Annotated in this window: 13 protein-coding genes; 7 read left to right on the top strand and 6 right to left on the bottom strand. The window is 54.5% G+C overall.

What is annotated here, in order from left to right:
* Nucleotides 1-692: 692 nt before the first annotated feature.
* Both queC and queE read left to right on the top strand, forming a co-directional pair.
* Nucleotides 693-1,379, top strand: a complete 687-nt coding sequence (gene queC, locus LGT44_RS01910; RefSeq protein WP_328296331.1) for a 7-cyano-7-deazaguanine synthase QueC — start codon at nt 693-695, stop codon at nt 1,377-1,379.
* Nucleotides 1,379-2,065 (top strand): 7-carboxy-7-deazaguanine synthase, encoded by a 687-nt coding sequence (gene queE, locus LGT44_RS01915; RefSeq protein WP_230330572.1) that lies wholly within the window; start codon nt 1,379-1,381, stop codon nt 2,063-2,065. Before queC ends, queE begins: the two co-directional genes overlap by 1 nt.
* A gap of 39 nt (nt 2,066-2,104) precedes the next feature.
* Here queE and LGT44_RS01920 read toward each other — a convergent pair whose 3' ends face one another.
* Nucleotides 2,105-3,055 carry an alcohol dehydrogenase catalytic domain-containing protein gene (locus LGT44_RS01920; protein ID WP_230330571.1) on the bottom strand — a complete coding sequence of 317 codons (951 nt, stop codon included), beginning with the start codon at nt 3,053-3,055 and terminating at the stop codon, nt 2,105-2,107.
* 23 nt (nt 3,056-3,078) lie between these two features.
* Nucleotides 3,079-3,966 carry an HTH-type transcriptional regulator HdfR gene (gene hdfR / locus LGT44_RS01925; protein ID WP_145466726.1) on the bottom strand — a complete coding sequence of 296 codons (888 nt, stop codon included), beginning with the start codon at nt 3,964-3,966 and terminating at the stop codon, nt 3,079-3,081.
* 107 nt (nt 3,967-4,073) lie between these two features.
* Here hdfR and maoP point away from each other — a divergent pair, with 107 nt between their 5' ends.
* Genes maoP through rimK form a run of 3 tightly spaced genes read left to right on the top strand, consistent with a single transcriptional unit; the run spans nt 4,074 to nt 5,744 of the window.
* The gene (maoP, locus tag LGT44_RS01930; RefSeq protein ID WP_145465747.1) at nt 4,074-4,421 is read left to right on the top strand and encodes a DUF413 domain-containing protein; all 348 of its coding nucleotides are present in this window, start codon (nt 4,074-4,076) and stop codon (nt 4,419-4,421) included.
* Entirely contained in the window at nt 4,414-4,842 is a 429-nt protein-coding gene (locus LGT44_RS01935; protein WP_230330570.1) for an ATP-dependent zinc protease family protein, read from the top strand. Before maoP ends, LGT44_RS01935 begins: the two co-directional genes overlap by 8 nt.
* The gene (gene rimK / locus LGT44_RS01940; protein WP_145465749.1) at nt 4,839-5,744 is read left to right on the top strand and encodes a 30S ribosomal protein S6--L-glutamate ligase; all 906 of its coding nucleotides are present in this window, start codon (nt 4,839-4,841) and stop codon (nt 5,742-5,744) included. The genes LGT44_RS01935 and rimK overlap by 4 nt, the downstream gene beginning before the upstream one ends.
* A 7-nt stretch (nt 5,745-5,751) precedes the next feature.
* Here the strand turns inward: rimK and LGT44_RS01945 are convergent, their stop codons facing one another.
* On the bottom strand, nt 5,752-6,006 hold the full coding sequence (locus tag LGT44_RS01945; RefSeq protein WP_225693550.1) for a hypothetical protein: 255 nt from the start codon (nt 6,004-6,006) through the stop codon (nt 5,752-5,754).
* A gap of 92 nt (nt 6,007-6,098) precedes the next feature.
* A complete protein-coding gene (locus LGT44_RS01950; RefSeq protein WP_225693548.1) occupies nt 6,099-6,776 on the bottom strand; it encodes a transglutaminase-like domain-containing protein in 678 nt (225 codons plus the stop codon).
* Nucleotides 6,777-6,981: 205 nt separating this feature from the next.
* Here LGT44_RS01950 and LGT44_RS01955 point away from each other — a divergent pair, with 205 nt between their 5' ends.
* Nucleotides 6,982-8,148, top strand: coding sequence for an aspartate aminotransferase family protein (locus LGT44_RS01955; RefSeq protein ID WP_230330569.1), 1,167 nt, complete (start codon nt 6,982-6,984; stop codon nt 8,146-8,148).
* A 19-nt stretch (nt 8,149-8,167) separates the two neighbouring features.
* Complete coding sequence (gene argF / locus LGT44_RS01960; RefSeq protein ID WP_230330568.1) at nt 8,168-9,073, top strand: ornithine carbamoyltransferase; 906 nt, start codon at nt 8,168-8,170, stop codon at nt 9,071-9,073.
* Between the two features lie 109 nt (nt 9,074-9,182).
* On the opposite strand, the gene LGT44_RS01965 is transcribed toward argF, so the two are convergent.
* Together LGT44_RS01965 and glpK are read right to left on the bottom strand one after the other, a co-directional pair.
* Nucleotides 9,183-10,277 (bottom strand): GGDEF domain-containing protein, encoded by a 1,095-nt coding sequence (locus LGT44_RS01965; RefSeq protein WP_230330567.1) that lies wholly within the window; start codon nt 10,275-10,277, stop codon nt 9,183-9,185.
* 135 nt (nt 10,278-10,412) lie between these two features.
* The gene (gene glpK / locus LGT44_RS01970; protein ID WP_230330566.1) at nt 10,413-11,900 is read right to left on the bottom strand and encodes a glycerol kinase GlpK; all 1,488 of its coding nucleotides are present in this window, start codon (nt 11,898-11,900) and stop codon (nt 10,413-10,415) included.
* Nucleotides 11,901-12,023 lie beyond the last annotated feature (123 nt).

The raw sequence follows: 12,023 nt of genomic DNA on the forward strand, positions 1-12,023 counted from the left end.
TATCCAATCTAAATCTTGCTCAAGAATAAAACTGTCTTTGCTTCATAAATGAATTATCGACGAGTTCTTACTTGATAATGCTTTGTCTCCAGAGCGTCCCAGTAAGCACCCACACGAATTACTTAATGCTTGAATTTTTAAAGAACGTCGCTTCGTTTCTCTCAAAGCGGGCTGCGTATTCTATAGAAGCAGCTCTTGGTGTCAAGCGATTTTTTGAATCTTTTCAACCGCTTAACTTTCTGGATCTTTCCGCTTTCGCTTCCCGAGCCAGGCGGCGCATTTTACAGCACCCTCAGATTGTGTCAAGCGTTAATTTTCAAAATTTCTTTTAAAATCAATCACTTAACTTAGCTTCAAACAACCCTTTCGGGTCACTCTCAAAGCAGGTGGCGCATTCTACGCTCTTACTGACCGAAATCAACACCTTTTTCGAGAATTTTTCAGTAACTTACGATCCGTTAGAATCTTGTAAGTCATTGAAAATAAAGCTTTTTCAATCTTCTCAACACACCATAGCGGTCGAGAGGGGCGCATTATAGAGAGATCCTGCTGGCGGTCAACAGCTTTCTGAAAAAAAATTACAGGAACCTCCCGCCCTCTCTTTTCCCCCTTCTATATAAAGCACGTATACTTGCCCGCTTAATTCCCGGAGCCACCCGGCTCCCTGGTTCGGACTGTTTATCTGTTCCAGTATCTTTTTAAGAAAGAGGTTAGTTATGGCCGAGAAAGCCGTTGTTATTTATTCCGGTGGTATGGATTCCTTTACCATTCTTAATAAAGCCAAAGCAGAAGGTTACGAGCTCTATGCTCTTACCTTTGATTACGGCCAGAAGCACCGCAAGGAAATCGCTTTTGCCACCCGCGTGTGTGAAGAACTGGAAATCAACCACCGCATCATTGATATCACCGCAATCAACCAACTGCTGCAGAGTTCCTCTCTGACGTCTGATATCGAAATCCCGGAAGGCCACTATGAAGCAGCCAATATGAAATCCACGGTGGTGCCGAACCGCAATATGATTCTGCTGTCGCTGGCCATTGGTTACGCCGTGGATATTGGTGCCAGCAAAGTATTTTACGGAGCGCATTCCGGTGACCACGCGATTTACCCGGATTGCCGCCCTGACTTTGTTCACGCCATGAATAAGGTCGCCAAGCTGGCCAACTACGAGCCGGTTGATATCGTCACTCCGTACCTGAACAGCGACAAAACAGAGATCCTCGCCGACGGTCTGAAGATGGGGCTGGATTATGGTAAGTCCTGGACCTGCTACAACGGTCGCGAGAAAGCCTGCGGCAAGTGCGGCTCCTGCGTTGAACGCCTGGAAGCCTTTGCCCATAACCATGCCATCGACCCACTGGCTTACGAGAACAGCTGATGGCCGACCGCTACCGCGTTAAGGAAGTTTTTTACACACTGCAGGGCGAAGGCGCACAGGCCGGACGCCCTTCTGTGTTTTGTCGCTTCAGTAAATGCAATCTGTGGAATGGGCGCGAAGATTCCCGTGCTGACGCCGTGTGCGATTTCTGCGATACCGATTTTATCGGCACCGATGGTGACAATGGCGGAATCTACAGTGCAGCGGAGCTGGTCAGCCTGATCAGCAGCCAGTGGCCAGACCCCGCTCAGGGCATTCCTTATGTGGTCTGCACCGGCGGTGAACCTTTGCTGCAACTCGACGTACCTTTAATAGAAGCACTGCACAATGCGGGCTTTGAAGTCGGTGTTGAAACCAACGGCACTCTGCCTGCGCCTGCAGGCATCGACTGGCTTTGTCTGAGCCCCAAAGCCGATGCCGGGATTGTTATTACCGCGTGTGATGAGCTGAAGCTGGTCTATCCGCAGAGCAAAGCCCTGCCGGAACGCTTTGCTTCTTTTAATGCGCGGCATTTCTATCTGCAGCCGATGGCCGATTATCAGGCCATGATTCTGGCAACGGATAAGAATGAAGGGGCAAAGGAAGGGCTGTCCGTCAACAATATGCGCAAGACCGTTGAATATTGTCTTGCCCACCCGCAATGGAAGCTGAGCCTGCAGACGCACAAATGGCTGGGGATCGACTGACCCCCGGTAGATGTTCTTTATGCCTGACTCCTGTATGACTCAGAAGTCGGGCAGCATCACCGCCTTAAACGGTAATTCTCCGGCTTCATAACGGGCATGAATCTGTGCCACTTCAGACATAGCAAAACGCTGCACAGGCAGGCCTTTAAGCTCACCGGCTTCAATGCCGGTTGTCAGCGTACGCAGGCACTCCCCATGGGCCGCCATATTTTCCTGCCGCAACAGTGGCAACAGCATAAAAACAGCATGCAGAGTCAGCGCTTTGGCATGCGCCTGGGATAAATCGTACTGATTACGGGCATTGATCGTCGCCACCTGCGCATAAGGTGCTGCCAGTTCAAGAGCGGTTTGCAGACCCGCACCACCAAAGGTGTCCAGCACTCTGGCGAAACTCTCCCCCTGCGCAACCAGCTCACTACACTGGGAATGCAGCCAGCCACGGCCACCAAAGGCTTCAACCTGAGCGATACGTTCACGACTGCCGGCCGAACCTTCAACCAGCGCACCCAACTGATGCGCAATCTGCGTCATCATCAGACCAACCGCACCGGAAGCTCCCACCACAAACAAGCGCTCTCCGGCCTGAAGCTGCAGGCGCTGTACTGCGTTGTAAGCCGTAATCGCAGCAACAGGCAGACCAGCGCAGTCTTCCAGCGGCAGATTATGAGGAGCAGGGGCCAGCAAATCAGCGTCGGCGACCATATATTCGGCCAGCGCACCATGATGTCCTTTAACCCCGCCGGCGCAGCCATAAACAGCATCGCCCGGAGAAAATGCACTGACGCCTTCACCTGTTGCTTCTATATAACCGCTGACATCACAGCCCAGCACACCAGACTGTGGCGCAATGGCCGCAAGCCCGGCGCGGATTTTGGTATCCACCGGATTGAAACCGGCAGCCACCACACGAATCAGCACCTGGCCGATGCCCGGTTCAGGTAATTCAATCTCAGCTTTCTGTATAACCTCAGGCCCACCGGTCTGTGTCATAACCCATGCCTGGCAACGGATACTCATCGGGATTCCCCCTGTGGCGATGCCAGTGCAGCCGCGGCAGTGACATTGGTTGCAATCTGTTCGATCACTTTATTAATCAGCTCTTCACGGCCACTGCTGGCATGAAAGCTGGCATAAACCGTACGGTTGATGACCGGCGCATCGGGCACAACATGCATTTGCCCGCTGTCGAGGTACGGCTGAATCAGGCTGGACGGCAAATACGCTGAGCCGCCATTACTGAGAATACAATCCAGCGCAATCCGTCCGGTGTTGGTTTGTAATACCGGTGGTTTTGCCCCTTTGAACTCCTGCGCGTGCTGAATCTGAAACGACGTTCCCCAGTCCACCAGCACATAATCCTGCGCCAATGCATCCTGCCAGCTGTCACAAGGTTCAGCGGAAACCAGATACAGAGGGATGTTCATCACTTCAATGGTGGTCAGTTCGTCCACTTTGGGAGCATCAAAGACAAAGGCCAGATCCAGTGTGCGTTCAATAATCTGCCGCACCAGATTGCCACTGCTGTGCGCCATGGCATTCAGGGCAATCCCCGGAGAGCTGCTCATAAACAGGCGCAGTTGCTCCTGCAGAAAGGCATCCCACAGATTCGGGGTCGCTCCGAGTGACATCTGCTGGCTTTTGCCATCCGCCATCGCCACTTCCTGGCGGATACGCTGTTCCAGCAGAACGCTGCTTTCAGCCAATGGCATGAGTTTTTCACCTGCCGGGGTCAGCTGAATGTTATTGCGCTGGCGGGAGAACAGTTCCACCCCCAGAAGTCCTTCCAGCTGGCGTACCCGGAAGCTGACGGCAGACTGCGTCAGATACAGGTTTTCTGCCGCCCGTCCGAAGTGCCGGGTACGTGAGACTTCCATAAAAGTTTTAAGCAGTTCTGTGTCCATATCGACCAAAGAAAATTTTCGTTACGATAAGTTTTTTTTGTTTTACCGACGAATCATGGCTGACCATACTCCGCCCAAAATTACCTCATCGGGATAGTAGGTGCAGAATGGACAATAGCCAAGTGAAGAGTTTTGACTGCGATAAAAAGTTCTTTGACGACCGCAATTTTCCACGTGGTTTCCAGCGTTCAGGGGATTTCACCCGTATTCAGGCGCAGATTCTGGAAACAAAAGGTGTGGCCATGAAAGCGCTGCACGAAGGCAGCCGCGCGCCACAGAATGACGAAGAAGAGCGCTTTGTTGCCACCTGTCACGGTAACGAGAAGCCAGCCTCTGATGTCGAGAAAACCTGGGCCATTTACCTCAATGCATTACGCCGTAAGCAGATCTACTTCACGGCTTCTTCCGCTGCTGTGGCTGAAACCGGCTCGGACAGCATAGACAGCGATGATTAAGCCTGTACTCGGCTACATAGAACAAGTCTCTCTCCCCGACTTTGGCATTCAGTGTCTGGCCAAGGTCGATACCGGGGCCTGCACCAGCAGCCTGCATGCTGAACGCATTGAGCCCTTTAAACGGGACGGAAAATCCTGGGTTCGCTTCCATGTGTTGTTTGATAACGACACCGCAACCCTGGATCAGATCTGTGAAGCCGAGGTGGTCGACCGTCGTGTGATCGCCAGCTCCAATGGCCAGCGCAGCCATCGCTACATTATTAAAACTCAGCTTTTTGCTGCCGGGAAAACCTGGACCATCGAACTCAGCCTCAGCCACCGCGGCAGCATGAAATACCCCATGCTGATTGGCCGCCGGGCCATCAGCGGGCGTTTTCTGGTCGATGTCGAACGCCAGTATCCAGGAACCGATTTCCTATGAAAATTGCTATTCTGTCGCGTGACGCCAACCTCTACTCCACCCGTCGTCTGGTGGAAGCCGGCGAAGCGCGCGGACATGAAGTCAGTGTTCTGGATACCCTGCACTGCTATATGAATATCAACAGTCTGGATTCCAGCATTCATTATCAGGGCCACGAGCTGGATGATTTTGATGCTGTTATCCCGCGTATCGGTGCTTCCATTACCTTTTACGGCACCGCAGTGCTGCGCCAGTTTGAGATGATGGGCGTCTATCCGCTGAACGAATCCGTCGCCATCAGCCGCTCACGCGACAAGCTGCGCTCTATGCAGTTAATGGCGCGTAAAGGCATTGGTCTGCCGGTTACCGGTTTTGCCCACAGCCCGGATGATATTCCCGATCTGATCCGTATGGTCGGTGGCGCCCCACTGGTGATCAAACTGCTGGAAGGTACTCAGGGCATCGGCGTGGTACTGGCGGAAACACGCAAAGCCGCCGAAAGCGTGATTGAGGCTTTTATGGGGTTAAAAGCCAACATCATGGTGCAGGAATACATTAAAGAAGCCGGCGGTGCTGATATCCGCTGTTTTGTGGTGGGCGATAAAGTCGTGGCCGCCATGAAACGTCAGGCGCAGGAAGGCGAATTCCGCTCTAACCTGCACCGTGGCGGCAGCGCTTCTTTAATCCGTATTACCCCGGAAGAACGTGCCACCGCGGTGCGCGCCGCACGCACCATGGGCCTGAACGTTGCCGGTGTGGATATTCTGCGCTCCAACCATGGCCCGGTGGTGATGGAAGTGAACTCATCTCCCGGCATTCAGGGCATTGAAGAAGCGACCGGTATCGACGTGGCCGCCAAGATCATGATCTTTATCGAGAAAAATGCCCGCGCTAACCGCACCCGTACCCGCGGACGCGGCTGACCACGGTTTACAGGCCGTATTGCTGCAGACATAAACGTACGTAATCGGCCCGGTCGGACCCTTCCAGCTCCATTGACGTCGCCTGAGATTCACATTCCTGCTGAATCTCACGGCGATACGCTTCATCACCGTCATCCACCGTTGCCGCTACCGGCTCATCAGTGTCCTCTGCCGGTTCTTCAGCAACACATAGAGTGCCACTCAGTCCCCAAAGCACGGCTGTTATATACAACCAGCTCCGCCCCTTGTTCAGTTTCTGCATACCAGCCTCCGTAAATAGTCACATTCTGCGAAGTACGGTGGCCGCCAGCCAGCAAAGGATTTTTGTGGCGACGATCAGGGGTTCTGACCGATTCAACTCACAGGCGCGGTCATGTCCCCTTCCAGTGAGCGCTCGGCAAAATCGGCGGTTTTCACCAGATGCGGATAAGCCGCTGCAACCTGAGCGACAATAAAATCAACCGGTACATCAGCAAAGGTGCCATGATCGTTCAGATATTCCATATGCGCCCGGCCCTGTTCATCAAACGGCTGAAACACCGAATCCTGCTCGCCATCGAACTCCAGCACGCCCACGCCCATACGCTCACACAACGCTTTATTGAAGGCCGGTGTCGCTTTTACCCAGCGCTCATTCAGCCACAGCTCGATATAGCCATGCATAACAAATACATCGGAACGCAGAAACGCCAGTAATTGTGGGGAGGACAGGTGATTGCGCACATCCGCTAATCCCAGCCGGGAAGGAATACCCAGCGCCCGCGCCATAGTGCCGAGCAATACCGCCTTGGGAATACAGTATGACTGGCCCGCGGCCAGACAATGACTGCCGCTGAAACTCTGCGGATCATCACTGAAGGTATAAGGGTTGTAGCGCACACCATCGCGCACCCCAAGATACAGGCGGCGGGCAATCTCCAGCGGATCAGATGCATCACCAGCCAGCGCGCGCGCCTGTGCCACAACCTGCGGATTGGCTGCGTCAAAATAGCGGGTGCTTTGCAGATACTGCTCCATACGGCGACCTTTCATTAAAAAGAGAAGCCTTCACCCTACTCAGCTCCCCCGGCACTGACAATGATCACAACGCCGCAGGCGATTGGCCAAAATGCTCAGCCAGAGTGGGTATTCACCTCTCAATCGGGCAACATTTACAAAGTTACGGCCCTTTCGTATGATGCTGACCCTTCCGGGGCAGCCAAGGCTGCCTTTTTGCGTTTCAGAGGATTTGAGTGATATGCAAGCCATCATGAATACCTACGGGCGGTTACCCGTGACGTTTGAAAGTGGACAAGGCAGCTGGGTTATTGATACTCAGGGCCGACGCTATCTGGATGCGCTCAGTGGTATTGCCGTATGCGGTCTGGGCCATGCCCACCCGGCGGTCACGGCAGCTATCCGTGAGCAGGCTGACAAGCTGATTCACACCTCAAACCTGTATGGCATCAGCAAGCAGCAGGCGCTGGCTGAAGCGCTGGTACGTGTCTCCGGTATGGAAAACGTGTTTTTCTCCAACTCCGGTGCCGAAGCCAACGAAGCGGCGATTAAAATTGCGCGTAAATACGGTCACGACCGCGGCATCCATGAGCCCGTCATCATTGTTATGACCAAGGCCTTCCACGGCCGTACCATGGCCACCCTGACCGCTACCGGTAACACCAAGGTGCAGGAAGGTTTTGGCCCGCTGCTCAATGGTTTTATCCGTGTGCCTTATCAGGATCTGGATGCCATTAAAGCCGTCGTCAAAGCCAACCCGAATGTCGTTGCGGTAATGCTGGAACCGGTACAGGGCGAAGGCGGTCTGGCGACTGCCAGCGCCGACTATCTGACCGGCGTACGTGCCCTGTGTGATGACCACCAGCTGCTGATGATGCTCGACGAAGTACAAACCGGTAACGGCCGGACCGGCACCTATTTCTGCTACCAGCACTTTGGTTTCCGCCCGGATGTCGTAACCACCGCCAAAGGTCTGGGTAACGGCGTGCCTATTGGTGCCTGTCTGGCTCAGGGCAAAGCGGCTCAGGTACTGCAGCCAGGCAATCATGGCTCAACCTATGGCGGTAACCCGCTGGCCTGTGCGGCAGCACTGGCGGTCGTTGAGACCATTGAACAAGAGAATCTGTGTGATCACGCCCGCACTATGGGCGATTACCTGCGTGACGGTTTCCGTGCGCGCCTGAACAACAGCGAGCGTCTGCTCGAAATCCGTGGCCACGGCCTGATGATCGGTCTGGTGCTGAACCAGGACTGCCCGTCACTGATGGCCACCGCTCTGGAACAGGGTCTGCTGCTGAATGTGACCTCCGGCAATGTGGTGCGTCTGCTGCCACCGCTGAATCTGTCACAGAGCGAAGCTGACCAGATCATCGAAACCGTGTCCGCCCTGATTGAGGCGCTCGGTTGAGTTTGAATAAGGAACTAACGTGAGACATTTTTTAACCCTGTTAGACCATTCTCCGGAAGAGCTGAACTGGCTTATCCAGCGCGCCATCGAGCTGAAGCAGATGCACAAACGCGGAGAAATCTACGAGCCTTTGCGAAACCGTGTACTGGGGATGATTTTTGAAAAATCCTCCACCCGCACCCGTGTTTCCTTTGAGGCCGGTATGGCACAACTGGGTGGCCATGCCATCTTCCTGTCGCCGCGCGATACCCAGCTGGGCCGTGGTGAGCCGGTAGAAGACAGCGCCCGCGTGCTGTCACGCATGGTCGATGTCGTCATGATCCGTACCTTCGAACACGAAACCGTAGAACGCTTTGCGGCGTTCTCCGAGGTACCGGTAATCAATGCCCTGACGGATGACTTTCATCCCTGTCAGCTGCTGGCCGATATCCAGACCTACGTCGAGCACCGTGGCTCTATTCAGGGCAAAACCGTGGCCTGGATCGGCGATGGCAACAATATGTGCCAGTCGTACATCAACGCGGCGCAGCAGTTTGATTTCAAACTGAACATTGCCACACCGGAAGGCTTTGAACCGTCACAATTTCTGGTTGATGAAGCCGCTGACCGTGTCACGCTGATGCGTGATCCGAAAGAAGCGGTACGTGGTGCCGATCTGGTGGCAACGGACGTCTGGGCGTCTATGGGTCAGGAAGATGAACAGGAACAGCGCCTGCGTAAATTCTGTGATTATCAGGTCTCACGCGAGCTGCTGGATCTGGCCAACAAAGACGTGCTCTTTATGCACTGCCTGCCAGCACATCGTGGAGAGGAAGTAAGTGAAGACTTACTGGATGACCCGCGCTCGGTAGTTTGGGATGAGGCGGAGAACCGTCTGCATGCACAGAAAGCCCTGCTGGAGTTCCTGCTCTGTCAGGAAGACTGAAAGATAACAGGCTCACTCTTGTAAGCCTGAACTTGTAGGCCTGAACAGCGCCTCAAAAACAGCACCTCAAAAGCCCCGTGACCTTCAGGTTCGACGGGGCTTTTTTTTCTCAGGAAGACTGAGCTGAGGTTTGCTCCAGCGTTTCGGTGCGCACGCGGTTACGTCCGGCACGCTTCGCTTCATACAACAAACGGTCAGCACGGTTGAGCAGTTCATCGCCCTCCTCACCGGCATGATATTGCGTCACACCGATGGATACCGTCAGCGGCAGAGAAGACTCGGAGAAATTCTCTTCCATCACGGCGATGCGGATACGGTTCAGCGCACTCTCAGCAGTAGCCAGCGTCAGGCCACTGAGCAGCAGCACAAACTCTTCACCGCCATAACGTGCGGCAAGATCGACCTCCCGTACCGACAGCCGCAGCAGTTGCGCCAGTTCCACCAGCACCTGATCACCGATACGGTGACCATGCTGATCGTTGATCTGTTTAAAGTGGTCAATATCGACAAAGGCCAGCACAAAGGGCAGCCCTTCACGATTTGCCAGAGCCCGTTGTTTCTCCAGCGTACGCAACAGATAACGGCGGTTGTATAAGCCGGTCAGTTCATCGGTAATGGCCAGCTCTTCTATACGCACCATCGCGCGGCGCAACTCGCGGTTCTTCTGGCGGTAGGCTTCACGCAGCAAAGCCACTTCACGCCCAAGAAAACTGTATGCCAGCAGGCTGATAAAGAATGCAGCCCCCAACAAAGCCTCCTGGCTGGCTTGCCACTGACCGGCATTCTGGTGATGCAGCACCAGCATCACCAGGGTGTAAGACGCCATGGTAAACAGCGCAACACCGAGAAAACCGCGCCAGGTCAGGCGGAACACCCCATACGGCATCACCGCCAGATAGCCCAGCATCACCACGTTGCGGTTATCACTGCACAGATAAAGAATGATGGAGACAAAAGAAATGGCCCAGACCATAAAGAAAGCGGTCAGGCCGGGGTCCTGATAATTCAGGGTGCGGCCCGAACCAACCCAATACAACAGTAATGCCTGTCCAAACCAATAAACCGCAATGGCAGAATACAGAACAGCCGCATCCGCGGGGTCCCCCCGCAGTTGAAAGCCCGCCATAAAAAGCAGCGTAAACAGCAGCGCTCCACTGCTGGCCAGCCCATGACGGCGAAGAATGTCACGTTGTTGCTGTCTCATGGCGGCATCCCGTGCACTGAGAACAAAGCGCACGATTATAGAGACTATTTTTTCGCCGGCTATGTCAATTCGCGTAATCTTCGTAACAGAAACTGGCGTAACTGACATCCGCCAGTTCTGTTACCCGGCTACAGCTCAGGCGCCGCAGCGTACCCGCTGAACCGCATTCAGCCAGCCATCGTATAAATGCTGACGCTGACTTTCTTCCAGCTTGGGTTCATAAGCACGATCGTGTACCCAAAACGCTTCCACATCATCCAGGTTCTGATAAACCCCGGCCTGCAAACCCGCCAGAAACGCAGCGCCCAGAGCTGTGGTTTCCGTGACTTTCGGGCAGGCGATAGGAATACCCAGAACATCGGCCAGAAACTGCACCAGCCAGCCATTCACCACCATGCCGCCATCAACCCGCAGCTGTGCTGGCTCAACGCCATCCAGCGCCATAGCTTCAAGCAGATCACGGGTCTGATAACACACGGCCTGCAAGCCTGCTGTCACGATTTCTTTAATACCGGTGTCGCGTGTCAGCCCCATAATGGCGCCGCGCGCCTGCGGGTCCCAGTACGGAGCGCCAAGACCGGTAAAGGCCGGCACCATATACACCGGATTTTCGTAACCTGTCGCTTCCGCCAGTGACTGCGTCTCACAGGCGCTGGAAATCAGATTCAGGCCGTCGCGAATCCACTGAATCGTGGCACCCGCCATAAAAATGGAACCTTCCAGTGCATAGGTGGTTTCGCCATTAATACGGTAGGCCACGGTGGTCAGCAGACGGTGGGTGGACTTCAGCGCTTCGCGGCCGGTGTTCATCACCATAAAACAACCGGTACCGTAGGTGCTCTTGGCCATTCCCGGACGGAAGCAGGCCTGGCCCACCAGCGCCGCCTGCTGATCACCGGCAACACCACCAATGGCGATCTCAGCACCAAACAGGTTGGCATCAATACGGCCATAATCGGCAGCGCTGTCTTTAACCTCAGGCAGCAGTGCGGCCGGAATGCGGAACAGCTGCAACAGTTCCTCGTCCCATTGCTGGGTATGAATATTAAACAGTAAGGTGCGCGAGGCATTACTGGCGTCGGTCGCGTGTACTTTGCCGCCGGTCAGACGCCAGAGCAGAAAGGTATCGACCGTACCAAACGCCAATTCGCCGCGCTCTGCCCGCTCACGCGCGCCATCGACGTTATCCAGAATCCAGGCCAGTTTGGTGGCGGAAAAATACGGGTCCAGCAGCAGGCCGGTTTTCTCGGCGATACGCGGCTCGAGCGCCGCATCTTCTTTCAGCTGCTGACACAGTGCCGACGTCCGGCGGTCCTGCCAGACAATAGCGTTATATACCGGCTTACCGCTGGCGCGTTCCCAGACAATGGTTGTCTCGCGCTGATTGGTAATGCCAGCCGCGACAATATCACTCAGCCCGCAGCCGGAAGCCGCCAGTGCCTCCCGGGTACTGACAAGGGTGGTTTCCCAGATTTCTTCCGGGTCATGCTCGACCCAACCCGGCTGTGGAAAATGTTGAGTAAACTCGCGCTGACCAGTGGCCAGAATATGACCTTCGGTAGAAAACAGAATGGCGCGGCTACTGGTGGTTCCCTGATCGAAGCTCAGCAAACAGCGTGGCATAGAATGTTATCCTCATTATTTTTTGCGGCAGTTTACTGACTGAAACGAAGATGACCAAGGCCCGAATGGAAATGTAGCGAAATCCGGCAGAATACGCTGACTGAACTATAGTTATTCAATTAA

It is taken from the genome of Thalassolituus alkanivorans, assembly GCF_020447205.1.
Classification (GTDB): domain Bacteria; phylum Pseudomonadota; class Gammaproteobacteria; order Pseudomonadales; family Oceanobacteraceae; genus Venatoribacter; species Venatoribacter alkanivorans.